Source organism: Sporomusa intestinalis (genome assembly GCF_055383785.1).
Genome location: NZ_AP042390.1, coordinates 2285445 through 2310394, shown reverse-complemented (window position 1 = coordinate 2310394; position 24950 = coordinate 2285445). Strand labels below are relative to the sequence as shown.

Below are 24950 nucleotides of genomic sequence, written 5' to 3'. Positions count from 1 at the left end.
GTTATTTACATTACGCCCTGATAACATTGATAATACTTAAACTCTTACTGCGTTCCAAATCTATATATTCCTGGTCCTCGGTGACAACAACCGGCCTGGAAGCCATAAACTGGCCCAGATAAATGACCTCGCCCTGGCGGCCATCACTTAATTCCACGATATTGCCGACAAAGTAGTCCCGTACATTATGCAGGAATACCGTGCCGATAGCCGGGTCAAGCTTATTGAACATTTCGTCAACAATAATCTCGACAACGGCAAAGGGGGAAATTTTACGATGATAAACACGGTCGGAGGTCATGGCGTCATAGATGTCGGCAATGGCAATAATTCTGGCAAATTTGTGAATTTTATCACCTGGAACAGCTAAAGGATAGCCGCTGCCGTCGCATCGTTCATGATGCTGAAGCACCCCATAGATAACGCCTTTAGGCGCCTTGGGGGTATTGCGGAGCAGTTGATAGCCCCTGATCGTATGCAGGCGCATGATCTCCATTTCTTCCGGGGTAAGTTTGCCGGGCTTATTTAGTATCTCCAGGGGAATCTGGGTTTTGCCCACATCATGGAGCAGTCCTGCCAGCACCAGATCCTGCAATTCCCGGCCCCCATACCCGAGCCACTTGCCTAGCACGCCGCAAATAACAGCAACATTGACAGAATGGTGAAAAGTATAGTCATCCTGCCGGCGGACCATATGCATATGATTCATTACACCGGTTGCATTGATAAGTGGGTCAATATTATTGTTCACTAATTCACACATAGCAGCCAGCGGTACTTCTTTAAAAAAACGCAGCTTGGAGAAAGAGTTCTTTAGTAAGCTTACCGTATGCTCATAATCAGCATAAAACTTTTGTTGGACAGCGGTTTCGGGAATGGATAAATCCAGCCCCGTTGCCGGTGAATATTCCTTGATATAGACGGTGCTGATATCCCAGAAGCGTAAGCCCGCAATCATGGTCTCGGAAAGAATAGTGCCTTCACTAAGTATTACCTTGTCGTCATGGGTCAGCACCATGCGTCCAAGCTCCATGCCGGCCACAACAGCGCTAATGGAATATGGTTTAATCCGGTATTTGCCATCCACCCTGCAGCCCTCCCGCCCGCTGACGTTCTGTTGCCTGTTAGCGAAAAAGTTACAATATTAACAATATAATTTTACATTATTTCGATTTTTCCTGCTAAAAAGTTTCCTTATTCCTTATATCTGCGCAAAAGTCTTAAAATGGACCTTGCAAACCTGAGGTAAGGCATCTTTTCCATATCTGGCGGCAAACTCCCGGGCCACAGGCAAAACCTGGACCGCTCCCTTGGGAAAGCGTATGCCGTAGCGGGCGGCAAGGGCGGCCATACTTGCGAGAAAGCGGTCCAGGGCCAAAATCGAAGCCGCGGCCACAGCAACATTACGCTCCGCTTTATGCATTTGGACCAGCGTAATCGTCCGGCCTTTTTCCCTAAGCTCAGCCTGGATAAACCGCTCATGGGCAAATTGGTCGGCTAACGCAAACCTGGCAGGCTCCCGTTCCAGCAGGCTTTCGAGTGCCCGGGCATGAGAGAACGCCAAAAGATGATTGAGATTTTTGCCGGCCTGGCAAAACTCGCCGTAAATTGCATTATACTCTGCCGGCATCCAGGCCAATTCGACAAATTTCCCGGCGCAGTCCTCCCGGATCCGCGCTGCCAGGGCCCGGGTTTTCTCATCTGACAGGGCTTTGCTGTCCTTAACGCCGGCAGCAGCCAGTCTGGCGGCGGACTGATCATCAACCAGCACAGCCGCGATAACCAGCGGGCCAAAAAAATCACCTTTGCCGGATTCGTCAAGACCAATCCACTTATGGTCAAAATCCCTTACTGCTTCAAAACCAGGCGGGCGGCCGCCTGGCGCCGGCCGTTTTTCCGCCCCGGCCGCAGGACAGAGTGGTGTCTGACCCTGGGTAAGGGCGGTTACTGCTTCCTTAAGGGAGGACTGGGAGCCTCCCACGACAATGGTAATGCCTTTTTTGCCGCTATAAATATTGACAGTTACTGAAGCCTCTCCAGCTGAGACCCTTAGCTGCCGGCCGTAATTGATCGCCTTGTCAGCCGTTATTGTAAAACCGGCCCGGATAAAACGTTCAGACAAAGCGGCCACTCTTGCCGCTAACCCTTCCATGCGCATCCCTCTAGCAAAATGACATCGCTTCTTTGAGCGCCAGATGCTGGATTACCTTGAGCGGCATTCCCGCTTCCTCGGCAATGCGGCGGCAATCCTCGTATTCAGGGGCCACATTGCATATCTTGCCCCGGAATGAACTGATTTTTACCTTAACATCGCCCCAGGGCAGTCCCACCACAATAAACTCACGATTGGCAATCACCCTGGTGACAGGATAAAACCGCATTCCGATGGAGGTAGTTTCTTCTAAAATAATCTCCCCAATCCCGGCCTGGCACTCCTCCGGCAACAGGGCCGACAGTTTCGTGGCCGGCCGCCCTTTTTTCATAATGATGGGTGTCAGCCAGACGTCAACCGCACCGGCGGCAAACAGCTTGTCCATAATATAGCTGTACAACTCCGGGTTTTGGTCGTCAATATTGGCCTCTGCCACCAGGTAGCCTTTATCTTCCTGCCCCTCGCACCGCTCCGGCACTGCGTCTGCCGGCATTTCTCCCAGATATACCCGCAAAACATTGGGAATTTCCAGTTCCCAGGTGCCGGCGCCATAACCGACCTGGCTGCTGACAAAGCCGTCAGGCATGGGCCCGTAACCGCTGCCAAGGGCAGCTACTACAGCCGCCCCGGTCGGTGTTACCAGTTCCCTGGCAATATCTCCCTGATAAAAAGGAATTCCCCGCAGCAATTCAGCCGTAGCCGGTGCCGGCACCGGTATCAGGCCATGGGCACATTTGACAAAGCCGCTGCCGACATGGAGCCGGGAGGTGTAAATCTGTTCAACGCCCAAATAATCCAAAGCCCAGGCGATGCCCACAATATCGACAATAGAATCCACAGCGCCAACTTCGTGGAAATGGATTTCATTGACCGGAACACCATGTACCCTGGCCTCCGCCTCAGCCAGGCGGGTAAAAATCTGGTTGCTTTTAGCCTTTACAGCTGCCGCCAGGGTCGATTCTTCAATAATTCTGGCTATCTCCGCCAGGTTCCGATGGTGATGGCCGGCGTCATCGACTTTCACATCCAGATAGATAGCACTGATGCCACCTTTATCAACCCGTGTTATTGACAAGTCATAGCCGGTTACCGGCAGCTTGGCCAGTTCCGTCCGGAGCAGTTCTTCCGGCGCCCCGATATCAAGCAGCGCCCCCAGCAGCATATTGCCGCTGATGCCGGCAAAACAATCCAGATAGAGTGCTTTATCATTTGCGGACATAACTTTTACATCACCTCATATGATTAATAATACTTGCCAGCCGGCCTGCCCCAAAGCCATTATCAATGTTGACAACCCCGATTCCGGCCGCACAGCTGTTCAGCATGCTCAGCAGAGCGGACAAACCGCCGAAATTAGCGCCATAACCGACACTTGTCGGCACGGCAATAACCGGCTTTGCCGCCATACCGCCGACCACACTGGCCAAAGCCCCCTCCATGCCGGCCACAACAATCAGGACATTCGCCTCTTCAATCAGCCGCCGCTGATCGAGGAGACGATGGATGCCGGCCACACCGACATCATATACCCGTCTAACCACATTGCCCATCATCTCGGCCGTGACAGCGGCTTCTTCCGCAACCGGAATATCGCTCGTTCCCGCACTCATGACTAATATGACCCGGTCCTGATCCACTGGCGGCTGCTGGCGTTCGATCGTGATTAATCTGGCCAGTTCATGGTATTTGGCATCAGGCACCGCCTGTTTTACCGCCTCATACATCTGGGGGGTAGCCCTTGTCGCTAAGATACTGCGATTATATTCAGCAAGCCTGTCCATAATGGCCAGCACCTGCTCCACAGTTTTTCCCTGACAAAACACAACCTCGGCAAAGCCCTGGCGCAGCAGCCGGTGATGATCAAGTTTGGCAAATTCCAAATCTTCATACGGTAATATCTTTAATTTTTCCAGTGCTTCCTCCAGTGAGAGACCGCCTGCCTTAAATTCTTTAAGCAGGCTGCTTACATAATCAATATCCACTTCTCCACCCCGTCCTGCGTCTCATTCCCTGCTTCCGGAATTGTAAAATCAAGCGTAACATATGTAGACCCTGTTTTTTTTATACCTGATGCTGAAAAATGTTCCTTTTTGCATAATAACACCTCTGAGCCGGATTGGCAATAATCTTAGCAAATTACCGCCCGGGGAAACAATAAAGTGGCCGTTCTCCCCGCAACATAAAGACATAATGTCCTGTATTGTCAGGCATTATGTCTTTATAAGAATTCAATATTAACCGTCAAAATCCTGTTTGGGGTTATTTTTAATTCTGCAATTGGTGGGCCGGATGAGAACTTTTCAGCAGCACTTCCAGCGTCTCAATAATTTTGAGCTGCGTTTCCTCCATCAATAACATACCATGATTTAACAGCATAACCTGTGGGTTTAACCGGATTAGGGTCTCACGGCCAGCCATTTCCAAATGACCGATAGCGATCTCTATTTGTTCGGCCGCAGCCAGGACCTGGCTGTCAAGCAATCGCTCCAGGAGTATATAATGGTAGGTCTGCACCAGCTGTGCAGCCTGGCTGTAGCCCTCACTGTTATAGTGATAACGGACAAATTCGGAAAAGTGACTAACAAACCCGGCAAATTCATGGTTAGTGGCCAGTGTCATATCAGCTACCGCACTATAGATTAGTTTATTCACCTCATAAATATAGTTATTTTGTACTCTCATTAATGCCAGCAGGTTATTAAGTTCCTCCGTCTGGTTATAAAACAATGGCATCACCCCCAAGGCGGCGCGTCTGAGAACACTATAGTGTATGATATTCAGTTTCTAAGCATTATGTCACATCGAAATAGCAAAGCCGCCGGTGCCTTGTTTTCCGGCCGGGGCGGCGAGGTTATAGCCGCAGCAGGATAAACCTCCCCGGTCAGCGAATCATTGGGAAACAGAATTTGGCGAGGAGGTTGTTTCATGGCAATGCTGACAATAAGCGACCAGGCCCTGGAGTATATCAAAGCCCGGGGCAAACCGGTATATCTAGAGCTTTTTCCTGTCATTAGCTGCTGTATTGACCTGAGGGAAAGCCCGTCTGTCCGTCTGGGCCTGCCGCACGATCCGGACAGCTACACCCGGGAGGAAATCCGGGGTGTTACGGTCTATGTCCCCCGTGACCTGCCCACTATTCCTCTGACCATAACCCTCAGCCGCTTTTTTACTTTTAAAAAACTGGTGATTGAAGGCTGGCAGCTGGCCTAAAGAAAACCCCTGGCGTTAAACGCCAGGGGTTTTTGCGGCCTTATCCGGCTGCCGGTCCTTAAAATAGTTTTGTATCCTGTCAATCAGCAAATACACCAGGGGGATGATAATCAGGGTCAGAAAGGTTGAGGTAATTAAGCCGCCGATCAGCGCAACCCCCATTGAGGAACGGATTTCAGCCCCGGCACCAATCCCCAGCGCAATCGGCAGCATGCCGAAGATCATAGCCATCGTCGTCATTAATATCGGCCGCAGCCGTACCGAACCGGCTTCCACCAGAGCCTCAACAACCGGTACTCCCGCCGCCCGCTGCTGATTGGCGTAATCAACCAGCAAAATAGCATTTTTAGTTACTAGACCCATAAGCATAATGATCCCGATCAGGGACATGATGTTAATCGTATTGCCTGTTATCAGCAGCCCGAGGACAGCCCCGACCAGGGAGAAAGGCAGGGACAGCATAATGGTTAGCGGGTGAATAAAGCTCTCAAATTCAGCGGCCAGCACCATATAAATCAGGACAACCGCCAGTATCAGCGCTTTGCCGATCTCATTAAAGGAGTCTGCCATCGTCTGGGCCTGGCCTACCAGTTTATGGCTGTACCCCAGCGGGAGATTGAGCTCAGGAATCAGTTCCTTGACCTTGGCAATGATTTCCCCGGGCGAGGTGCCGACGGCATTGGCATAAACGATAACCTGGCGCTGGCGGTCTTCCCGGTCAATCTGCGTCGGGCCTGATGATAATTTTACCTCGGCAATATCGCCCAGGCGGACAAAGCCGTTTGCGCTGCTAAGCCGGAGGTTGGCCACATCCTCCAGGCTGAGCCGGTTTTCCTGCTGTAGCTGAACCCGGATGTCATAATCACTGTCGGCCACATTATATTGATTCTTGGCCGTTGCGCCCAAAAAGGCGGTTTGTACGGCCTGGCCGGCGGCAGTCGCGTCCAGCCCGGCATCGCCCAGACGGTTCGGGTCAAAGGTAACCTGCACCTCCGGTTCAGACTGCTCGCTGGAGATATCAACATCCGTAGTCCCGGGAATCTGTTTGATTTTTTCCGCCAGCGCAGCGGCATACTGATTCAGCAGATCAAGCTCCGGCCCCCGCAGGGCCAGTTGAATCGGCCGGGAATCGCCGCGGCCCTGGCTTTGCCCGGGCGGCACCGATACCTTCAAACCCTGGACATCGCGAAACTTCACCCGCAGCGAATCCATAATCTCCATCATCGACCGGGAGCGCTCACTGGCGTCGACCAGGCGTACCCCAACCATCGACCGGTAAATTTGCCGGTTCGTACCGACAACCAGGTAGGCCGATTCCAGCTCCGGAATCGCCATAACCTCTTTCTCAACCTGGGCCACCAGTTCCTTGCTGCGTTCAAGGGACGTGCCGGCCGGTGCCGTCATATTAATATTAAATTCGCCCGAATCATAGGTTGGCTGAAATTCCGAGCCTAACAGGGGCAACAGCAGCGCGTTCAGCAACAGGGACAGCAAAGCCAGGGCCACCAGCTTTTTGGGGCGCTGCAGGGACCAATACAGAAGCTGCCGGTACGTTTCCCGGAACGCGTCAAACCCCTGCTCCCATTTGTCCAGGATCAACGCCACCAAGCGCAGCCGCCGGCCTTGCCCCTCATCGGTCTTCAGCCAGTAAGCCGACAGCATCGGCGTCAGGGTAAAGGCGACAAACAGGGAAAAGGCAACGGCAAAGGCGACCGTCAAACCAAATTGCTTAAAAAACTGGCCGATGATTTCGCCCATATTGCCAACAGGCACAAACACGGCAAGAATAGAGAAAGTTGTTGCCAGAACAGCCAGCGAGATCTCCTGCGTCCCCTCCCGGGCCGCAACCAGGGGACTTTTTCCTGCCTCCATGTGGCGGTAAATATTCTCGACAATAACAATAGCATCGTCAATCAGGATGCCCACGGCCAGGCTGAGGCCCATGAGCGACATGTTATTCAGGGTAAAATTCATCACCTTCATCAGAAAGAAGGTCGCTATAATCGAAGTCGGGATGGCAATAGCCCCAATCATGGTAGCCCGCGTATTGCGCAGGAACAGGAAGGTAATGGCCACTGCCAGCAGGCCGCCGAATACCATAGACACCATGACGTCGTCAACACTGTCCCGGATATAGGTGGCATTATCCCGTACTTTTGTAACCTTAATGTCAGGCGGCAGCACATTCTCCTCCAGCTGCTGCATAGCCTGCTTAACCGTTTCCGCAACCCCCACCGTATTTGTGCCGGACTGCTTTTGGATGGACACAATGACGCTGGGGACCCCGTTGGTGGCGGCGTAGGTCCGTTCTTCCGCCCAGGTATCCTGTACATCGGCCACATCCTGGAGCCGCACCAGGCGGCCCTGCTGATTAAGGACAATGATTTTCCTGATATCATCGACACTTTGGTATTTGCCAATGGTTCTTACCGTCAGTTCAAAGCCTTTGTCCGTGACCCGGCCGCCGGGAGTATTCGCATTGTTGTTGTTTACCGCCGCCAGCAGTTGGTCTAAAGACAGGCCATAAGCCTCCAGCTTATGCGGGTCGGCCAGGACCTGGATCTCCCGCAGGGCAGCCCCGTAGACACTGACCTCGGCTACCCCGGCCAGCTGCTGCAGCCGATCTTTAACAATGTCTTCGGCAATCTTTCTGATTTCCCCCCGCTGCCTGATGTCCGAGGCCAGGCTGAAGGTAAGAATAGACTGGGCGGTAATATCATAGCGCTGTACAACCGGTTCATCAATCTGTTCCGGCAGCCGCCGCCGGACGCCGGCGACTTTTTCCCGCACATCATTGGCCGCCAGCTTCGGGTCAGTTCCCAGTTCAAACTCAATCGTAGTCTGGGAAACCCCCTCCCGCGAGACCGATGACAGGGTCTTAATACCGGCTACCGAACTGACAGCGTCTTCCACCGGTTTGGTAATCAGGCTTTCCATCTCCTCCGGTGAGGCGCCCGTATAGTTCACGCTGACCATAACCAGCGGAAACTCAACATCCGGATACAGATCAACCCCCAGCCCCGGATAGGAGGTAAGACCAAATACCACCAGCAGCATGACCAGCATGGTCGTAAACACTGGCCGTCTGATAAAAATATCAATCATTTACCTGCCCGCCTCCCCGGGCGCTCCCATTTTAATTGTGGAACCATCCCGGATTTTGTTCTGGCCGGCGACAACAATCTTTTCGCCTTCCTTCACGCCGTCAAGCACCTCGGCCCAGCCGCCGCCAATATAACCCAGGCGCAGCAGCCGCTGCTCCACCTTGTTTTCCGCGGTAACGACAAAAACGGTCTTTCTATCCTCTTTCATCACCAACGCCGTCTCCGGCACAACAACCGCCTGCGACCGGACCTGGCCAGGCACCTCAACCCGGGCGAACATACCGGCCTTCAGGTCATTCTGCCGGTTGGGCACTGCCACTTCCGCCGTAAACGTCCGCGAAGGCATTGCCGCCACCGGCGATATCCGGGTAATCGTGCCGTTAAACTCCTGGCTGCCCAGCGCATCAACCCTGACCTTGACAGGAGTCCCCGGTCTGAGCTGAGCAATCTCGGCTTCGCCGACAGTGGCCTTGGCCAGCAGGGTAGTAATATCAGCCACAGAGATAATGGCCGACCCGGCTTTGGTGTAAAAACCGGGCTGCAGGAACCGCTTTACGACTACACCATCGCGGGGCACAGTGACGGTAGCCCCTGTCAGTTTGCTGCTATATAAGGCCACAGCCCCTTCCGCCGCCCGGACCTGGCCTGCGGCCAGATCCCGCTTCGTCCTGGCCGAATCCAGTGTTTGCGAGGAAACAGCCCCCTGGGCGGCTAACATTTCCATCCGCTGAAAATCAAGCTCTGCCTGCTCCAGATTGGCCTGGGCCTGCAGCAAACTGCCTTCGGCCTGGATAACCTGAGCCGCAAGCTCGCTCATATCAAGCACAGCAATCGTCATGCCGGCAGTAACAGCATCGCCTTCATCGACGGTGAGCTTGTCCACACGTCCGTCGACCTTGCTGGCAATCTCTGCAGTCCATACCGGTTCCAGACTGGAGGTGAAGGTTAATACCGGTGTAATATCCGCTCTGGTTACGGCTGCAACCTCGACAGCCACGGCCTGTCCCTGTGACACCCGGGCGGCCCGCTCCTGGCTGGCATGCATATTACTGTAAATCCGGTAGCCAATAATCCCGGCCAGGGCCAGGGCAACAACGGCTGCAATAATCAGTGTTTGTTTCTGCTTGCCTGCCAATCTGCTCATTCCTCCATAAAATTTATACCCAATTCCTATTCGACAGCTGGCTAGGCACTCCTGCCGTGAAATATTTTAAATTTTCCTTATGTTTTGGTCGTAAAAGTTAACAAAAAAATACCGCCTGTCGCGCCGGCGGCGGCTTAACAATATATTATATAAGAAGTATGTATGGTATAATTAGTAAATATAAACGGCTAATTATCGGCCCATCAGAACAGGTTAGGAGTGTGCCTGATGCAGCAACTGCATTCTCAGCGGGGATTCATGCTAATTGAAGTGCTTGTAGCCATTGTTATCATCTCTGTCGCACTAATCGCCATTGGCGGGTTGTTTCTGCAGGCCGGCAGGTCGGCAGGCGCCTCTACCGAATACACAACAGCCGCCAATCTGGCCCAACAGCAGTTTGAATATCTAAAACTCCGCCAGCAAAGCGCGACCCCGGTCTTAACTACGGAAACCCCTTATCCCTATGACAGCACCGAGTGGTTTGACAGCAGCCTGGAGGCAGCGGCAACAGCCTCAAACCCTGCTTTTACCGTAAGGACAACGGCAGTGCAGTGCACAGAGGAAAATGCCGCTGATTTGGTGGAAGTAACGGTTGCCATAAGCTGGCATAGCCGGCAAAATACAGCTTATACAGTCCCTTTCACCACGATCTTTCCTAAAGCTACCCCTCCCGCTGCCCAATGATCAACAGGAACGAAAGGAAGCAGCCATGGTAACCAAGGATAATAAGCAAGCCGGTGTCACGCTGATTGAGATTCTCATCTGGATAACCATAACTGCCATACTGGGGGCCGCGCTGAGCGGACTGTTTTCTTCCCTAGTCAAAAACTATATGTACGGTCAGCGCCGGTATGACATCCAGCAGACAGCCGATCTCGTGCTGCTAAACATCTCGACCAACCTGCGCTACGGAAAGAACTACGATATTGTGGAATATAACCAAGCACTGGACAATGAAGCATTGTTTTATGAGTCGATAAAACGGGATGAACCAGGAACATTTTTATATTACATTGATAAAGACAATTTTCATTTTTACCAGGTACCGTTCACCGGTGGAACCCCAACCCTGGTTCCCGGCCATACCTTTGTCGAGCCAGGGGATATCCGGCTTGGCAGGATAGACGATCCGGACACCGCAATTTTTGCGGGTGATGAAAACCATATGAATATCTCCATCCGTGTCACCGATACGGTGTACGGCCAGCACATTGATCAAAGAACCACGGTCATCCCCATTAGCCAATTCGTAAAATAGGTGGTGAAAGCAATGATGAAGCTAATCCATAATTCCCGGGGCTCGGCCGGCATGCTGGCCATACTGGCGATGCTGGTCCTCGGCATTCTCGGCGGTGCCTATGCCGCCTTAAGCGCCAGCAATGTCACCACCGCCGCCCGCACCCGCGATGATATTGCCGCCCAGTATCTGGCTGAAGCCGGGGCCCAGTGGGCGATTGCCCAGTTAACTGCCAATATAAAGTATGCAACAACTGGCTATACTTCACCCACTAAAAATGCCGGTACGCCTACCGCGGGTACGTATACGGTTACAGTAGTTCAGAATGACAATACCATTACAATCACATCTACTGGAACGGTTAATAATGCAGTCTCTCGCATTGTTTCAATAGAAGCCACTGCCCAAGATGGTCCAAGTGGAATCGGGGATGGGGTTGCAAGAGGAAGTGTTTTGGGAAAATATGACATTTTTTCTCAAAATGGTTTTTGGATTTATGGAAATTCCACACCACATCCGGTGATTTCTGATATTGGCACCAATGCCACTTCTAGCAACATTCATGTGGATAGGCCCAATCATACGGGAAAACTATATGTCAGTCATGATTTCTCAGATTATTACTACCCTAATGCACCGACCGGCTGGTATACTAAATTATCTTCTGAAGCAGAAGTGGGTACACTAGAAGTCAGATTACCTGCCATGCCCTCGTTTCCCAGCACTAGTACTAGTACTGTATTACCAACAACAAGCGGTAATCAATTTTATAATAGTACTTATAACCTGACCAGTTCTTCATACTACTATAACAACGCCTATTTGCTGAATGGTACTTCTAAACTAACAGTACCAACAGGTCAGTCCGTAGTTATAGTAATTAATGGAGATTTAAAGTTAGATACCTCGGCCGTATTGGAAGGTGATGATATCACGATTTATGTCAAAGGAAATTTTGAACTGGCAAATAACAGTTTAATTAAACCACTATCGGCTAATCATAAGAGCAAAATCAAAATCTATGTACAAGGTACCGTAAAACTTACAAATAATGCAAGTATCTTTGGTGATACCATTTTTATTCAGAGTGACAGCAGTTCATCGCTTGTATTTGATAATGCAGCAAGCATCAATAAAAATAGTACAGTAAATACTACTGTTAATAATGATGCAAATCAAACGATGTATTCATCTAACTATCTGAAAGATGCCTGCACGTTCATCTACTCAACAAATGGAAATGTTTATTTTACAAATCAGGCGGCAATAGGAGGAAAAGCCGGTTTAGTTGTAGCCAAAAACTATATAAAGTTAGACAACCAAGTCCAGGCTCCCAGCACACTATTTATTGCCGATGATGCCAGCCACAAATCCTATGTTACAGGAAGCTCCGGTGCCATATGGTGGCCTACGTATATTGCTTATTCACCTGTGACTATTGCAGGAATATACACTAACGGGAAAGTAGAAATAGATGGATCACCCATCTTTAACCCAGTCAGAAGAGCAGAAGCACTAAGTTCACTTTCCGGTTCCAGCAGTTCATCATTAACGATAAAATCGTGGAATAATAAAGAATAGTTATAGCATTAATCGACATCCCCCGCCTAACGGCTGGTTTGCTCGCCCCTATCCGATAAGTGACAGTACCGGCCAACGCCTAAAAAGGCTGGCTTTTACTTTGTTCAATCTTTAATACTTACGACTCATTACCACCCTTAAAGATGTTTTTATATTCGTAGCGGCTAAAGCCGATAAATATGGAAAAGGACGGGATTACGCCCCGTCCTAAAACTGGGGAGTGTAGGGTCAGGCCTTACACTTCTACATCCGTATCCGGGCTACTGCTGTTTCCAGTCTGATATGCAAGATGGCTGGTCCAACAGGGTTTTCCAATCTGTCAGATTTACACATGGTTATTCCATGATGGCATCTTGTCATCCGGACTACGTCCTGCCTTTCTCTTTTGCGGCCATACTATATATCCTATTCTATTATTAGTGTAAATAGTAAGGCCTGACCCCGAATACATTCGGTTTAGTAAACTTGCATTTAAAAGAAAAGCGCCCTCCCAAGGACGTTTTTTTGTTATAATGAAAAAGGACGGGATTACGCCCCCGTCCTAAAACTGAATAAGGAGGTGAATTCTATGCACTTGAAAACGAAATGGTTCCAACTGACCGTTTCAAGCGGTGCTTTATGGCTGATCTATCAAATCATCCATGCAGTTACCAAGTAGCCTCCCTATTCACCGACCATCCTTGTTGGTAGCAAGGATGGTTATTATGTTTCTATGCTTATTATAACCTATTTATGCGAATTTTAAAAGTCATTTTTTATCTCGCGGGGGCTGTCAGTTGCTCCAACACAGCCCTAACCTGTTCTGCCGCAACCTCCTCCGTAATCACTACCTGGCCAAGCTCCTGCATCAGCACCCAGTTGACCTTGCTGTCCACAACCTTTTTATCCCGGGCCAGATACCCCAGCATTTCCTCGACCCCATAGCCGGGAGCGGTCAGGGGCAGGCCCATGGCTGCCAGCAGTTGCTGTACGGCTGTGCTCGCTGCCGGCGGGCACAGACCCAGCCTGCTGCTCAGCATAGCGGCGCCAGCCATGCCGATAGCCACAGCCTCACCGTGGTTGTACTCGGCATAGCCGCCTACCCCTTCGACTGCATGACCGATCGTATGGCCAAAATTCAGGAGCATGCGCACCGAGGTTTCCCGTTCATCCCGGGCGACAACAGCGGCCTTAAGCTGACAGCAGCGGCTGATCACCGCAGTCAGCGCCGCCGGGTCCCGGGCCAGAAGCGCGTCGGCATTGCGGGCCAGATAAGCAAAGAAACCGGCATCGGCAATAATGCCGTATTTAATGACCTCGGCCAGGCCGGCTTTTAACTCCCGGTCCGGCAGGGTATTCAGTACAAGCGGGTCAATCAGCACCAGCCGGGGCTGATAAAAAGCGCCGATCAGATTTTTCCCCAGCGGGTGGTTGACTGCCGTTTTCCCGCCAACGCTGGAATCCACCTGGGCCAGCAGGGTGGTCGGCACCTGCACAAACGGCACGCCCCGCAGATAGGTAGCGGCAGCAAAGCCGGCCAGGTCGCCGATTACCCCGCCGCCCAGGGCGACAATCGGCGATTTGCGGTCCAGGCCGCTGCTGATGGCGGTGGTAAACACCTTATCGGCAGTTGCCAGCGACTTCGAGCCCTCACCGGGTGCAACCACCAGGACCTGGGGCGCGAACCCGGCGGCCCTCAGGCTGTCGGTGACCGCAGCGGCATAAAGGGGAGCAACGTTTTCATCTGTAATGAGAAGTGTTTTTTTACTGCAGGGCAATGCCTGCATAAACTGCCCGAGCTGACGCAGACCGGCAGCCTGAATATGAATACTGTAACTGTGGTCAGCCAGGCTAACCCTTACTTCGCCCACGCAGATGCCTCCCTTCGCGCAGCAGCCCGATAATCTTTTCCGCCACATGATGGGGCGGCAGGCAGGTTGTATCAATCGTATAATCAGCCTTCATGTAGAGACTGGCCCGGTCATGAAACAGCCGGGCCACCCGCTCGGCCCGGTCCTCACAGTCCAATAAGGGCCGGACGCCGCGCCGGGAGGTCCGTTCCAGGATCGTCTCCAGCGAGGCGGTCAGGGCAATAATAATGCCGGTGCTTTTGAGCCTGATCATATTTTCCTGTTTAAGGACAACGCCGCCGCCGGTGGCAATGACCGTATTATGATAGCGGGATACCCGGAAAATCACATCCCGTTCCAGCTGCCGGAAGTGATTCTCACCATAGAGCTGGAAAATCTCGCTGATGGCCAGGCCTGTCTGGATTTCAATTTTTTTATCCACATCAATAAAAGTCCGGTTCAGGCGGCCCGCCAGCAAGCGGCCGGTGCTTGTCTTGCCTGTTCCCATAAACCCTATCAGAACTATATTTTTCATTATGCCTCCGGAATGAGCAGGACCTGCTAGTTAACAATACGTGGTGTCAGGAAGATGATGACCTCGGTTTCAGTCTTGGATTTACTGCTGTTTTTAAACAGCGCCCCCAGGAGCGGCAGATCGCTTAAAAACGGCACCGCTTTCCTTACTTCACTGTTGGTTTCCCCGATTAACCCGCCAATCACCATCGTCTCGCCGTCTTTGAGACGCACTGTGGTCTCCGCTTCGCGGGTCGTGATCTTGTAAGCCCTCATCTCGGCTACCAGAGTCGGGCTGCTCACCTCGGTGCGCACCTCAACGGTAATCAGGCCGTCAGTGTTGATACGAGGAGTATATACCAGTTTAATGCCGGCGTCAACATATTCTGTGGTGGTTTTGCTTTCGCCGTTCTCGATTTTTTCCACAAGCACCGGAATCCGGTCCCCAATCAGGATCTGGGCTGGTTTGCCGTTAATAGTTGTGACCTTGGGCTTGGCCAGCACCTTGGCATTGCCATTGCTGACCAGGGCATTAATTTTCGCCTGGTAATAGAACTCATAGGGATAACCTTCCGGATTCCGCCCGAACTGAATGACACCGCTATTGTTCTGCCGCGTAACCTCGCCGGCCTCGGTAATATGGGTGCCCACAGGATTGCCGTCGGCATCATAGACAACCTCCGTTTTGGGCGCCTCATAATCAGCATACTGGGGTGTTGCCTCCCAGGACCACTCAATCCCCAGGTCCTTGCTTTTATCCTTGTTGACGGCCACAACCTCCGCTTCCAGCGATACCTGCTGGTAAGGGATATCAAGCTCAGCCAGCAGGGCCTGGATCTTGGCCGCTTCGGCTGCTGTCCCGTACAGCACCAGGGAATTGGTGGCATAGTCAATTGTCAGCCGGTCCAGCGTGGTTGACTGTTCACTGGCTTTGGCGCCGGTGGCGGCAGTGCTGCTGCTGCCGGTCGTCCCTGTACTGCTTCTGCTCCTGCTGGCACTGGTGCTGGTGCTGCCGGCACTGGCCTCTGTCCGCCGCTCGCCTTTTTTCTCGCCGAACAGAATGGACAGGATGGTATCTTTGACCGAATCAGGATTAATGTATTTCAGCTTAAAGATATGTACGGCCCCAAAGCCCCGGCCGATCTGATCGGCCACTCCCACCACCAGGACATTGTCAACCTCATGATAGGTAAGCCCTTTGGTCCGGCAGACCAGGTTGAGGGCATTGTCATAGGGAATATCCCGGAGCTGAATGGTTATTGTGCCGCTTACGGAATCGTCAATCACCATATTCATCTGGCCGATACCGGCCAGGGCAGTCAGCACCTCCCGCACTTCACCCTCAACAACGTTCATATTAACAACAGGCCTGGCCGCCAGCGCGGTGGCGGCGACCGTCAGGGTCAGCAGCAGGGCTGCCAGTATGCGGATTGCTATCAAACGCATCATATCACCTTCCCAGTGCTAAGACCTGCTGTCCGCCAGGTCCTTGGACTATTACTGAATTTGCGTCAACTTGGAGCAATTGATAAGGGCCGATTTCCTGTCCGGGATAATAAGACCTGCTGGTATTATCATAATGAATAATTGCCATCTGCCTGTCACCGCCGGCCACAACCCCCACCAGCCGCGGCAGCGCGGCCGGAGCAGGCTTAGCGCCGGCAGGGGGGGCCGGGTCCGGTCCGGACGGATTGCTGCCGGGGCGAAGGATAGCCGCCGGCTTGTCCGGTTGGCCGAATCCCGGCGGCGGGGCAAAGGGATCACGCATTGTCTGCGGGGCGGTATAACCGCCGGGCATTGACGGCTGCACAACGGCCGCTTGGGGGGTAACCGCCCCGGGAGTTACCCTGGTCGCCGGCGGCTTGTCCGGCAAGCCGAGCAAGGCGATGGCGGCCGCCAGGATAATCCCGGTGCCGGCCATTACCAGATAGCGCTGCCGCTCGTACCATTTATTCAGTTTCTCAATAAAAGCAGCCCCAGGCATAATAATGTCCCCTTCTAGCGCCCGCTCAGGCGCTGACGGTAATGGCTGATCGCAGCTAACAGGTCGGGAAGATTATCATTGCCGAATTTCTCCAGCAGCACCTCGGTTAACACAATTGCGGCCATTGCCTCGCCCACCACGGCCGCCGCCGTCACGGCACAGACATCGCTGCGTTCCGTATTGGCCCGGAGCGGCGCCTTGGACGCAATATCCACCGAAGCCAGCGGTTTCATCAGGGTGGGAATCGGTTTCATCACCGCCCGCAGGACGATAGGTTCGCCATTGCTCATACCGCCTTCCAGGCCGCCGGCATGATTGGTCTGGCGGTAATAGCCGCGCGCCGGCTCGTAATAGATCTCGTCATGGGCTTTGCTGCCAGGCAGGCCGGCATAAGCAAAGCCGGCCCCGACCTCTACCCCTTTAATGGCCTGAATCGACATCAGGGCGGCCGCCAGCTTGGTATCAAGCCGCCGGTCCCACTGGACATGGCTGCCCAGACCAGGCATCACGCCAACTGCCAGCACCTCAAAGATGCCGCCCAGGGAATCGCCCTGTTCCCTGGCCGTCAGAATAGCGGCTTTCATGGCCGCTTCGGCCCTAGTGTCAAAGCAACTCAGCTCCGAGGCCAGCACACCGGCCTCAAGCGCCGCAAACTCCGGGCTTACAGCCTCGGCCTGGACGCCGCCGATATTGGTGACATGGGCAAGGATACGGATACCGGCGGCAGTCAGCACCTGTTTCATCACGGCCCCGGCCGCCACCCGGGCCGCCGTCTCGCGGGCGCTGGCCCGCTCCAGGATGTCACGGGCATCGTGCCGGTCATACTTCAGGACCCCGGTCAGGTCGGCATGCCCCGGCCGGGGGGCTGTCACCGCCGGACCGCAGGGTGGGCCGGCAGGCGCCATCCGGTCCTGCCAGTTTTCCCAGTCCCGGTTATGAATAACCAGCGTCACCGGGCTGCCCAGGGTCTGGCCGAAGCGCACCCCGGCGGTAATCTCGGCTTTATCCTGCTCAATCAGCATCCGGCCGCCGCGGCCAAACCCCTTTTGCCGGCGGGCCAGATCACGGTTAATCAGTTCAATATCTAAAGGAACACCTGCCGGCAACCCTTCGATAACAGTAGTCAGTGCCGGGCCATGGGACTCGCCGGCAGTAATGAATCTTAGCATATAACACCCTCATTTCCGCGATATCAGCTATTTTCTGTCCGGTTGTCCGGCAGGAACCTGCTTGCCACCGGCGGTGCCGGCCGGCACCCCGTAGCTGTACACAGTAAGCACAAGCTTGCTCTCTAATACCCCCTGCCGGGCGGTCATGTTCACCTGGGCCAGGGAATTAAAGCGGGGAAGGTCCTCGAGTTTTTTTAAGAAAGCGGCGGTTTGGGCAAAGGTACCCTTAATGCCAATTTCCACCGGTATCTCCCGATAACCGGCTTTCGCGACCGCAGCCGCCGGTTTGATCTCAGCCAGCTGCAGCCCGCAGGCCTTGGCGGCCTGCTCAACCTGGGCCAGCAGCCCCCCGAGTTCGGGTTGATCAGGCAGCATGGCCTCAGCCTGCAGCGATTTTTTGTTCAGTTCTGCCACAAAGGCGGCCGGATCAGGGTGGTTATAGGCAAAGCCCTGAATAACAGCTAATTTTTGCTGCTCAGCCTGCAGCCGGGCTGTCAGCGCTGCCAGCTGTTCGTTTTGCCCCTTGATGATCCAGGCATAGTACAGCCAGCAGGCCAGCAGCAGGCCTCCGGCAAAGACCATGGTTTTATGCTTTGTTGATAGTTTCGCCCAGGCGATATTCATTGCTGCAACCCCTTGCTTTTTACAATCATTTCGAACCGGGTAACCGCCGACAGATTATCACGTTCAGCCCTGATCATGACCGGGTCGGTAAACAGGTCATCCTGTTCCAGCAGTTGCAGAAAATTGGCCAGATCAGGATAGGTCAGGGCATTGCCCTTCAGCCGGAACGTATTTTTATCAGCGGTCCCCAGTTCATCCAGCCAGATCTGGGGCGGCATAATGACAGCCAGCCTGGCGGCAAGCGCATACCAGGGCTTGCGCTCAGTGGTCAGTTTCGTAAGCAGGGCCGTTTTGGCATTAATCCCCTGCTGCTGCGCATTTGTCGCCACCATTTTCTCCTGGGTCGGCCGCAGCAATTCCAGCTGCTGCCGCACGGCGGCAAGACTGCTCTCCAGCTTCGCTATGGTATAGGCATTATAACCGGCCAAGGCGCCAAAACACAGAAGCGCCAGCAGGGCAGCCACAGCGAACAGCCGGTTTACCGGCCAGCGCTCCTGACGCTCGTCCGGCGGCAGCAGGTTAATTTTAATACTGGTGTTAATCCCCTTCACCCCCGCGCAAAGCCAGACCAACCGCCACCGTCAGCTGCGGAGCGGTCGCCTGCAGCCAGTCGGCATCAAACGATTTGGCAGCGCCAATTTCGTTCAGTGGGTTATGCAGGATTACCTCAATCCCGCCCAGCTGGGCGGCCAGATTGCCGGCCAGATTATCCATGCGGGCCCCGCCGCCGGTCAAAAGAATCCGGTCAATGACGGTCTCCCGGTTCTGGGCCTGATAATAGTCGGCTGTCCGGCGTATCTCCCGGCTCAGTTCCTCCACCAGCAGCAACAGCTGCCGGTGCACCGAGGCGGGCGCCGGCTCGTTAGCGCCCGCCGCATGCAGCAGGCCCCGCTGGCGTTGTTTAAGCAGCTCGGCCTCATGGTAATCCAGGGCCAGCGCGTTCCTGACAACATCGGTGTAGCGGTCCCCGCCCAGCGGAATCAGCCGGGACACCACCGGGCAGTTGGCCTGGAAGATCGTAAGCTGGCATAGTTTCTGACCAATATCGGCGACCAGACAGTTGGCGGCTGCAGTAAAGGTCCGGGCAGTAGCAAGCGGCTCAATATCAATGGCCACAGGCTTTAGTCCCGCCTCTTTGCAAATCGCGGTAACAGCGTCGATCATCGACTGCGGGGCGGCCACAAGCAAAACCCGGACCTCATGCGGCAGCTTGCCGGCCCCGACAACGGCAAAATCAAAATAGTAATGCTCGGCATCAGCCGGGATATATTTATCCAGGTCCCATCTAATGGCCTGACGCAACTCCGCCTCCGTCATCGCCGGAAAGGTAAGCTCACGGATAAATACCGCATGGCCGCTCACCGAGATGACAACATGCCGGCCGGTGACACCGGCTGTTCCGATTAGCTGCCGGAACGTTTCGGCCATTACCTGGCGGTCGAGAATAATCCCGTCCCGGACCAGGTCTGGCGGCAGCGCAGCCAGGCCGGCGGCCGTCAGAAGCGGCTGATTGTTGCGCCAGGTGATTTCAGCAAGCTTCAGCAGGCCTGAGCCGATATCAATGCCGATGGTACTGGCTGGACTATAGGTAAGCCACTGCCTGACCCGGTCTGTAACGTGCGCAATATTAGCCTTCATCATGATGGGGCTGCTGGCAGACAATTTGAATGGCATGCGAGAGGGCGGTAATAATGTCAACATTGAACTGCTGCTCAAGCCCCTTGATCCGGGTGTAGGTCTCGCCCTGATCTGTGACCACATAGCGCGGCGGCAGAAAATTCAGGGCCAGGGCAACAATATCATAGCGGCATTTTTCACACCTGCAGGCCTTCGGATGGCGTTTCAGCACCTCTTCCAGCCGCTGCCAGACTAAATCCTCCATAAAATTCCTTATTTGCATATTCTGCCTCCTACTTAATGATAATGCCAGGAGTTAATAGTAAAGCCCGCGCCCGCGTCATTTCGGGTAACCTCTAAAACAATCTTGCGCACCGACTTGTGAACAGTGCCGACTGCCTCAATCGTCAGGGGCGTACCGTCCGTAATTGTCAGTGAATAGCTGCCCCGGCCCTCATAATAGGGATTGCGGGGCTGCCAGCCGGGATTGTAGTGTAGTTCGACAAGAGCCCGTTTGGCTCCTGCCTCCGCCAGATATAAAGCCGCCGTGCCGTCACGGTAGCTTGCGGCCATGGCCAGCTCGATCAGACTAAGTGTCGCCAAACCCCAGCCGAGCAGGCTCAGCAGCAGGAGCGCCGCTAACGCCAGCAGGGCACTCGCCCCGGACTGACCGGCGGCCCGTGTTCGTACATACACAGCGGAACACCTCTTCTTAGGAGTTTTGCGCCACCACAGCCGACTGCAGGGTATAGGCAAGCCCGGTCTCCCTGTCCTGTACAGTAAGCATAATCTCCACCCGTTTTACCGTATGCAGGGCCTGTCCGGTTGCAGCCTGCAGGACAACAGTCTGTACAGTAAACCGCGGCTGCCGGCCGGGGTTAGCGGTCACCACCACCCGGCCCGCCCGTTTACTGAGGCCGTCGCCGGCCAGCGGCTGGGGCGCACCGCCGCCCATGCTCATACACAGCGCTTGCGTATCCGGACTGACACTGAAGATCAGACTGCTGCCGTCACCGTCCCTGAGTATCAGGCTGCCGCCATGATCGGCGGCAGCAACGGTTTGGGCATACCGGATACTGTGGCTGAGCCGCTCCATCGCCAATCGGGCGGTTTGCTGGAGCTCGGCCTGGGAACGGCCTGTCCGCCAGACCTGGCAGGCGGTTGACAACAGCGGCCCCAGAGCCGCCAGCAGGATTAAAAAAATTGTCAGGCCGGCCACAAGCTCCACCAGGGTCAGGCCCTGCCGGCCACGCCAATAACGGTTCATCTCCCCTCCCTTAGGGCAGAAACTGCCCTATCCCCTGTAAGGTATAGGATATCAGGGTAACCTGCTCGCCCCCCGGGCGGCCTACAGAAACGGTTAGCTTAATGATCCGCTGCCGGAGCGGGTATTCCGGATCAAGGGGACTGATTTCGGCCCTTGCCGTCTGCCAGAAGTCAGTCCCGGGCACCGCGGCCGGGCCAGTCTGGTAGGGAAAGTCGACAGCAGCCCAGAACAGGTCGTCCCGGCTCTTAAGCAGCTCCATCTGGGCCTGCGCCAGCGCCGTTGCCGCCGTATAACGGCCGGCCGCCGTAATCACCTGCAGCGCCTGCGGCAGCAGGCCGGCAACCGCCAGCGTCATCGTCACAATAAAATTGCCACAACGGCCTCCAGCAGCAGATACCCCCGCTCCCCCTGCCGGTGGTTCCGGCCCATCGCAACCTACCTCCCGCCCGCACTTTTCATTCCAGGCCGGCAGCGTCACAGACCCGTACCCGCCCGGTCACCGGGGCAATGACGAGATACAGGTATTCGCCGGTCCGTTTACTGCGGAATTCAATAGTCTGAGCCCCGGACGACGGCGAGCCGGTGATGGCATAACGGATTAGCTGCGGATCACCGGTCACTGCGACCGAGGCTGGAAAATCAACGATTTTAACGGCTTGTTCCCGGTTGTGCAGATTATATTGCGGCTTGCTGCTGCCGCCAGTCCAGTAGAGCGTATAGATAGCCTGCGTACCGTTGGCATTCACGCCCAGCTGCTGCAGATAACGGATATCGGCTGCCAGGTTGTTGACAAAAATATGCAGCTCCAGCGTGGCCACAGCATCGCCAAGCATCGGTACCGCCACACCGGCAATAATGCCGATAATGGCGATGGTGAGCAGGAGTTCCACCAAAGTAAAGCCCTGTTGCATATTCCACCCCGCACCAGGCAATATGCCTGTACTACAGCAGGCTAAGATACCAGTCAATGATCTCCTGGCCGTACAGCATGCTGATAAACGCGGCCACCGCGATAAACGGGCCAAAAGGAATAAAATCCTTGCGGCCTTTTATATTAAAGGCCAACAGCAGCAGGCTGCCGATGCCGCCAATAACGAAAGATAGGAACAGGGTCAGCAAGGTTAGCTTAAGGCCAAGCCAGAGGCCCAGTGCAGCCATAAATTTAATATCGCCGCCGCCCATACCGCCTTTGGTGAGGAGGGCGATGAGGAAGAGGATACCGCCGCCGGCAAGACAGGCAATAAGCATGTCCACCAAAGTAATATTATCCAGAAATAAATTTATGAGCACACCGCTGCCTGCAAACCAAATAAGCACTTTATCAAGTATAAGCTGATGATCGTAATCAATAAAAGCAATAATAAGGAGAAAAGAAATGCCAATAAGTGCTTGTACAGTAAAAAATGACCAACCAAATATCATATAGCACCATGCAAAAAAGCTGGCTGACAGAACTTCCATTCCAACATACCTGGCTGAGAAACCGACACCACAATATCGGCACCGGCCGCGTAGCCAAATATAACTGAAAACCGGAATTAAATCATATATTTTCAGTCTTGTATCGCATGCAAAACAGTGCGAGGGAGGACTAACAACCGATTGATTGACTGGCAAACGATAAATACACACATTTAAAAAACTGCCGATAATTAGACCAATACAAATAATAAAAATAATTTCGTATATAAACATATAATCGCCTATTCAAACAAAATTCAGGCTAAAAAAGGCCTGTCAATTTCAGAATATGGGTAGCCGGGAACGATTTAACTCATCCCCAGCTACAGAGAACTCAATATAATTTTTAAAGCGTTATCAAAGTGTTACCCTGGTCATTCTGCTGCAGGTGCATTAATTTCTTCTGCTGTCATTCCTCCAAAACCGCCACCTGTTGCAATTGCACGCCCATCATCATTAATACCATAGCTGGTAGGCGCGACGCCCTCCACTCCATTGACCATAACAGCTCCCCGGGGAACGGTAAGGGTCGTGGGTAAATAAGGTTCAAGCCCGTCAACTACCGTTACATCGTCAGCGGCATCTGGAAATTCGCCCCCATTATTGGCTGCATACATTTGAATGGCACCATCCACTATTCGCAAATCAGCCTGAACTTTTGCCGTATTGGCAGTGGCAGTAGCACTAGTAAATCTAGGGATCGCAATAGCAACAAGAATACCAATTATGGAGATTACTACCAATAACTCTACTAAAGTGAAGCCTTTTTGGTTTTTAATTCTTTTTAATACCGTCAATCTATTCACCTCCTTTCGTCCAGATTTAGCCCTTAAATTTTAGTCACAACATCAAAGAGCGGCAACATAACCGAAATAACAATAAACCCTATCACCACTCCCAATACCCCGACAATCACCGGCTCCATAATACTGCTCAGGCGGCTGACCGTGTCCTCGACCTCACCCTCGTAAAAGTCAGCCACCTTTTCCAGCATTTTGTCCAGGGCGCCGCTTTCTTCGCCAATGGCCACCATATGGATCACCATCGGCGTAAAGATCTTGCTTGCCCCCAGGGTCGAGGCCAGGCCCACGCCTTCCTGCACGTTGACTTGCGCCTTGGCCAGCGCATCAGTCATACTCAAATTGCCAATCGTCTTTTTAACCACATCCAGAGCCGAAATGATCGGCACACCGCCGCGCACCAAGGTACTCAGGGTGCGGCTGAACCGGGCAATGGCAATCTTTCTGGCCAGCGGGCCGGCAATCGGCAGTCTTAGCAGCAGCTGGTCAAGCTTTTTGCGGGTGTTCTCCCTGGTACAGGCGACTTTGAAGGCCATGAGCAGGCAGCTCAATTCCAATAATACGAGCCACCAGTAATTCTTCAAAAAGTCACTTACCGCCAACAGCAGCCTTGTCGGCCAGGGCAGTTCCACCTTCATGCCGGCAAACAGGCTCAAAAAGGTAGGCATGACAAAGGTAAGAATAAAGACCACACAGATGACGGCCAGGGTAATGACAACCGCCGGATAGGTCATAGCCGACTTGACCTTCTCATTCAGTTTATGCTCTTTCTCAAAGTGGGTTGCCAATCTGTTTAATACATCGTCAAGCACCCCGCCCACCTCGCCGGCTTCCACCATATTCACCATAATGGTGGGGAACACCCGGGGGTGTTCGGCCAGGGCGCGGGAAAAGGTCTCGCCTTCTTTGACCTTTTTATAGACATCCTGCAGGGCCGCTTTGATGCGGGCGTTGGCGGTCTGGTCAATCAGGACGCTCAGACAGGACACCAGGGACAAGCCGGCATCCACCATGGTGGCGAACTGGCGGCAGACTACGGCCAGATCCTTGGTCTTCACCGTCTGGAAGCTGTCGGCAATAGCCCCCAGGGTGCCGCCCGGCCGCCCCTGTTCCTTAATCTCCAGAACAAAATAGCCTTTTTCCCGGCAATGGAGGGCGACCGCCATCTCGCTGTCGGCCAGGATACTGCCGGTATGCAGCTGGCCGCTGCGGTCCTTGGCTTTATATTGGTAGGTTGTGGCCATTCATGCTCTCCTGC

The 24950-nt window shown here is 53.6% G+C and carries 27 protein-coding genes and 1 pseudogene; 4 read left to right on the top strand and 24 right to left on the bottom strand.

Translation table 11 applies throughout. The annotated features are described in order from the left end of the window. Window positions 1-10: 10 nt before the first annotated feature. From ACZ481_RS10625 to ACZ481_RS10605, 5 genes are all read right to left on the bottom strand, one after another. Window positions 11-1087, bottom strand: a complete 1077-nt coding sequence (locus ACZ481_RS10625; protein ID WP_464770119.1) for an HD-GYP domain-containing protein — start codon at window positions 1085-1087, stop codon at window positions 11-13. A gap of 114 nt (window positions 1088-1201) precedes the next feature. After that, the gene (gene rnhC / locus ACZ481_RS10620) at window positions 1202-2152 is read right to left on the bottom strand and encodes a ribonuclease HIII (RefSeq protein ID WP_464770118.1); all 951 of its coding nucleotides are present in this window, start codon (window positions 2150-2152) and stop codon (window positions 1202-1204) included. Window positions 2153-2162: 10 nt separating this feature from the next. After that, window positions 2163-3371 carry a nickel pincer cofactor biosynthesis protein LarC gene (gene larC / locus ACZ481_RS10615; RefSeq protein WP_464770117.1) on the bottom strand — a complete coding sequence of 403 codons (1209 nt, stop codon included), beginning with the start codon at window positions 3369-3371 and terminating at the stop codon, window positions 2163-2165. A 10-nt stretch (window positions 3372-3381) separates the two neighbouring features. Continuing rightward, a complete protein-coding gene (gene larB / locus ACZ481_RS10610; RefSeq protein WP_464770116.1) occupies window positions 3382-4134 on the bottom strand; it encodes a nickel pincer cofactor biosynthesis protein LarB in 753 nt (250 codons plus the stop codon). A gap of 283 nt (window positions 4135-4417) precedes the next feature. Then, the gene (locus ACZ481_RS10605) at window positions 4418-4879 is read right to left on the bottom strand and encodes a hypothetical protein (RefSeq protein ID WP_464770115.1); all 462 of its coding nucleotides are present in this window, start codon (window positions 4877-4879) and stop codon (window positions 4418-4420) included. A 198-nt stretch (window positions 4880-5077) separates the two neighbouring features. Here ACZ481_RS10605 and ACZ481_RS10600 point away from each other — a divergent pair, with 198 nt between their 5' ends. Beyond that, window positions 5078-5362, top strand: coding sequence for a CC/Se motif family (seleno)protein (locus ACZ481_RS10600; RefSeq protein WP_464770114.1), 285 nt, complete (start codon window positions 5078-5080; stop codon window positions 5360-5362). 15 nt (window positions 5363-5377) lie between these two features. Here ACZ481_RS10600 and ACZ481_RS10595 read toward each other — a convergent pair whose 3' ends face one another. Continuing rightward, the gene (locus ACZ481_RS10595) at window positions 5378-8467 is read right to left on the bottom strand and encodes an efflux RND transporter permease subunit (RefSeq protein WP_464770113.1); all 3090 of its coding nucleotides are present in this window, start codon (window positions 8465-8467) and stop codon (window positions 5378-5380) included. Further along, the gene (locus tag ACZ481_RS10590; protein ID WP_464770112.1) at window positions 8468-9610 is read right to left on the bottom strand and encodes an efflux RND transporter periplasmic adaptor subunit; all 1143 of its coding nucleotides are present in this window, start codon (window positions 9608-9610) and stop codon (window positions 8468-8470) included. It abuts the gene before it with no gap. A 228-nt stretch (window positions 9611-9838) separates the two neighbouring features. On the opposite strand from ACZ481_RS10590, the gene ACZ481_RS10585 reads away from it, so the two are divergent. Genes ACZ481_RS10585 through ACZ481_RS10575 form a run of 3 tightly spaced genes read left to right on the top strand, consistent with a single transcriptional unit; the run spans window position 9839 to window position 12428 of the window. Next, window positions 9839-10294, top strand: coding sequence for a type IV pilus modification PilV family protein (locus tag ACZ481_RS10585; RefSeq protein WP_464770111.1), 456 nt, complete (start codon window positions 9839-9841; stop codon window positions 10292-10294). 25 nt (window positions 10295-10319) lie between these two features. Then, complete coding sequence (locus ACZ481_RS10580) at window positions 10320-10868, top strand: PulJ/GspJ family protein (protein WP_464770110.1); 549 nt, start codon at window positions 10320-10322, stop codon at window positions 10866-10868. 12 nt (window positions 10869-10880) lie between these two features. After that, window positions 10881-12428: a DUF7305 domain-containing protein gene (locus tag ACZ481_RS10575; RefSeq protein ID WP_464770109.1), complete on the top strand. Its 1548-nt coding sequence runs from the start codon at window positions 10881-10883 to the stop codon at window positions 12426-12428. Window positions 12429-13183: 755 nt separating this feature from the next. Here the strand turns inward: ACZ481_RS10575 and aroB are convergent. The 17 genes and pseudogenes from aroB to ACZ481_RS10490 all read right to left on the bottom strand — a co-directional run bounded on the left by aroB (window position 13184) and on the right by ACZ481_RS10490 (window position 24936). Further along, on the bottom strand, window positions 13184-14278 hold the full coding sequence (aroB, locus tag ACZ481_RS10570; RefSeq protein WP_464770108.1) for a 3-dehydroquinate synthase: 1095 nt from the start codon (window positions 14276-14278) through the stop codon (window positions 13184-13186). Continuing rightward, complete coding sequence (locus ACZ481_RS10565) at window positions 14259-14792, bottom strand: shikimate kinase (protein ID WP_464770107.1); 534 nt, start codon at window positions 14790-14792, stop codon at window positions 14259-14261. The genes aroB and ACZ481_RS10565 overlap by 20 nt, the downstream gene beginning before the upstream one ends. Window positions 14793-14818: 26 nt before the next feature. Further along, complete coding sequence (locus ACZ481_RS10560) at window positions 14819-16219, bottom strand: type II secretion system protein GspD (RefSeq protein WP_464770106.1); 1401 nt, start codon at window positions 16217-16219, stop codon at window positions 14819-14821. A 1-nt stretch (window position 16220) separates the two neighbouring features. Further along, window positions 16221-16754: a hypothetical protein gene (locus ACZ481_RS10555; protein WP_464770105.1), complete on the bottom strand. Its 534-nt coding sequence runs from the start codon at window positions 16752-16754 to the stop codon at window positions 16221-16223. 14 nt (window positions 16755-16768) lie between these two features. Then, window positions 16769-17923, bottom strand: a complete 1155-nt coding sequence (aroC, locus tag ACZ481_RS10550; protein WP_464770104.1) for a chorismate synthase — start codon at window positions 17921-17923, stop codon at window positions 16769-16771. Between the two features lie 27 nt (window positions 17924-17950). After that, window positions 17951-18547: a type IV pilus inner membrane component PilO gene (locus ACZ481_RS10545; protein WP_464770103.1), complete on the bottom strand. Its 597-nt coding sequence runs from the start codon at window positions 18545-18547 to the stop codon at window positions 17951-17953. After that, window positions 18544-19098 carry a PilN domain-containing protein gene (locus ACZ481_RS10540; protein ID WP_464770102.1) on the bottom strand — a complete coding sequence of 185 codons (555 nt, stop codon included), beginning with the start codon at window positions 19096-19098 and terminating at the stop codon, window positions 18544-18546. The genes ACZ481_RS10545 and ACZ481_RS10540 overlap by 4 nt, the downstream gene beginning before the upstream one ends. Further along, window positions 19085-20188 carry a type IV pilus assembly protein PilM gene (gene pilM / locus ACZ481_RS10535; RefSeq protein WP_464770101.1) on the bottom strand — a complete coding sequence of 368 codons (1104 nt, stop codon included), beginning with the start codon at window positions 20186-20188 and terminating at the stop codon, window positions 19085-19087. The genes ACZ481_RS10540 and pilM overlap by 14 nt, the downstream gene beginning before the upstream one ends. Further along, a complete protein-coding gene (locus ACZ481_RS10530; protein ID WP_464770100.1) occupies window positions 20175-20447 on the bottom strand; it encodes a late competence development ComFB family protein in 273 nt (90 codons plus the stop codon). The genes pilM and ACZ481_RS10530 overlap by 14 nt, the downstream gene beginning before the upstream one ends. Before the next feature lie 14 nt (window positions 20448-20461). Next, window positions 20462-20860 (bottom strand): PilX N-terminal domain-containing pilus assembly protein, encoded by a 399-nt coding sequence (locus tag ACZ481_RS10525; RefSeq protein ID WP_464770099.1) that lies wholly within the window; start codon window positions 20858-20860, stop codon window positions 20462-20464. Between the two features lie 16 nt (window positions 20861-20876). Next, window positions 20877-21431 (bottom strand): PilW family protein, encoded by a 555-nt coding sequence (locus tag ACZ481_RS10520; RefSeq protein WP_464770098.1) that lies wholly within the window; start codon window positions 21429-21431, stop codon window positions 20877-20879. Window positions 21432-21441: 10 nt separating this feature from the next. After that, window positions 21442-21786, bottom strand: a complete 345-nt coding sequence (locus ACZ481_RS10515; RefSeq protein WP_464770097.1) for a hypothetical protein — start codon at window positions 21784-21786, stop codon at window positions 21442-21444. 100 nt (window positions 21787-21886) lie between these two features. Then, entirely contained in the window at window positions 21887-22342 is a 456-nt protein-coding gene (locus tag ACZ481_RS10510) for a prepilin-type N-terminal cleavage/methylation domain-containing protein (protein WP_464770096.1), read from the bottom strand. Between the two features lie 31 nt (window positions 22343-22373). Further along, on the bottom strand, window positions 22374-22853 hold the full coding sequence (locus tag ACZ481_RS10505; RefSeq protein ID WP_464770608.1) for a prepilin peptidase: 480 nt from the start codon (window positions 22851-22853) through the stop codon (window positions 22374-22376). A 6-nt stretch (window positions 22854-22859) separates the two neighbouring features. Next, a pseudogene (locus ACZ481_RS10500) lies at window positions 22860-23126 on the bottom strand (prepilin peptidase); the annotation flags it as partial. 140 nt (window positions 23127-23266) lie between these two features. Beyond that, entirely contained in the window at window positions 23267-23689 is a 423-nt protein-coding gene (locus tag ACZ481_RS10495; protein ID WP_464770095.1) for a type II secretion system protein, read from the bottom strand. A 32-nt stretch (window positions 23690-23721) separates the two neighbouring features. Further along, window positions 23722-24936 (bottom strand): type II secretion system F family protein, encoded by a 1215-nt coding sequence (locus tag ACZ481_RS10490; RefSeq protein WP_464770094.1) that lies wholly within the window; start codon window positions 24934-24936, stop codon window positions 23722-23724. Window positions 24937-24950 lie beyond the last annotated feature (14 nt).

Excerpts from the sequence above, each read along its gene's own strand:
- rnhC (WP_464770118.1), bottom strand. The coding sequence starts at position 2,152 with ATGGAAGGGTTAGCGGCAAGAGTGGCCGCTTTGTCTGAACGTTTTATC.
- larC (WP_464770117.1), bottom strand. The coding sequence starts at position 3,371 with ATGTCCGCAAATGATAAAGCACTCTATCTGGATTGTTTTGCCGGCATC.
- ACZ481_RS10600 (WP_464770114.1), top strand. The coding sequence starts at position 5,078 with ATGGCAATGCTGACAATAAGCGACCAGGCCCTGGAGTATATCAAAGCC.
- ACZ481_RS10595 (WP_464770113.1), bottom strand. The coding sequence starts at position 8,467 with ATGATTGATATTTTTATCAGACGGCCAGTGTTTACGACCATGCTGGTC.
- ACZ481_RS10590 (WP_464770112.1), bottom strand. The coding sequence starts at position 9,610 with ATGAGCAGATTGGCAGGCAAGCAGAAACAAACACTGATTATTGCAGCC.
- ACZ481_RS10585 (WP_464770111.1), top strand. The coding sequence starts at position 9,839 with ATGCAGCAACTGCATTCTCAGCGGGGATTCATGCTAATTGAAGTGCTT.
- ACZ481_RS10580 (WP_464770110.1), top strand. The coding sequence starts at position 10,320 with ATGGTAACCAAGGATAATAAGCAAGCCGGTGTCACGCTGATTGAGATT.
- ACZ481_RS10575 (WP_464770109.1), top strand. The coding sequence starts at position 10,881 with ATGATGAAGCTAATCCATAATTCCCGGGGCTCGGCCGGCATGCTGGCC.
- ACZ481_RS10565 (WP_464770107.1), bottom strand. The coding sequence starts at position 14,792 with ATGAAAAATATAGTTCTGATAGGGTTTATGGGAACAGGCAAGACAAGC.
- ACZ481_RS10560 (WP_464770106.1), bottom strand. The coding sequence starts at position 16,219 with ATGATGCGTTTGATAGCAATCCGCATACTGGCAGCCCTGCTGCTGACC.
- ACZ481_RS10555 (WP_464770105.1), bottom strand. The coding sequence starts at position 16,754 with ATGCCTGGGGCTGCTTTTATTGAGAAACTGAATAAATGGTACGAGCGG.
- aroC (WP_464770104.1), bottom strand. The coding sequence starts at position 17,923 with ATGCTAAGATTCATTACTGCCGGCGAGTCCCATGGCCCGGCACTGACT.
- ACZ481_RS10545 (WP_464770103.1), bottom strand. The coding sequence starts at position 18,547 with ATGAATATCGCCTGGGCGAAACTATCAACAAAGCATAAAACCATGGTC.
- pilM (WP_464770101.1), bottom strand. The coding sequence starts at position 20,188 with ATGATGAAGGCTAATATTGCGCACGTTACAGACCGGGTCAGGCAGTGG.
- ACZ481_RS10530 (WP_464770100.1), bottom strand. The coding sequence starts at position 20,447 with ATGCAAATAAGGAATTTTATGGAGGATTTAGTCTGGCAGCGGCTGGAA.
- ACZ481_RS10520 (WP_464770098.1), bottom strand. The coding sequence starts at position 21,431 with ATGAACCGTTATTGGCGTGGCCGGCAGGGCCTGACCCTGGTGGAGCTT.
- ACZ481_RS10515 (WP_464770097.1), bottom strand. The coding sequence starts at position 21,786 with ATGACGCTGGCGGTTGCCGGCCTGCTGCCGCAGGCGCTGCAGGTGATT.
- ACZ481_RS10510 (WP_464770096.1), bottom strand. The coding sequence starts at position 22,342 with ATGCAACAGGGCTTTACTTTGGTGGAACTCCTGCTCACCATCGCCATT.
- ACZ481_RS10505 (WP_464770608.1), bottom strand. The coding sequence starts at position 22,853 with ATGATATTTGGTTGGTCATTTTTTACTGTACAAGCACTTATTGGCATT.
- ACZ481_RS10490 (WP_464770094.1), bottom strand. The coding sequence starts at position 24,936 with ATGGCCACAACCTACCAATATAAAGCCAAGGACCGCAGCGGCCAGCTG.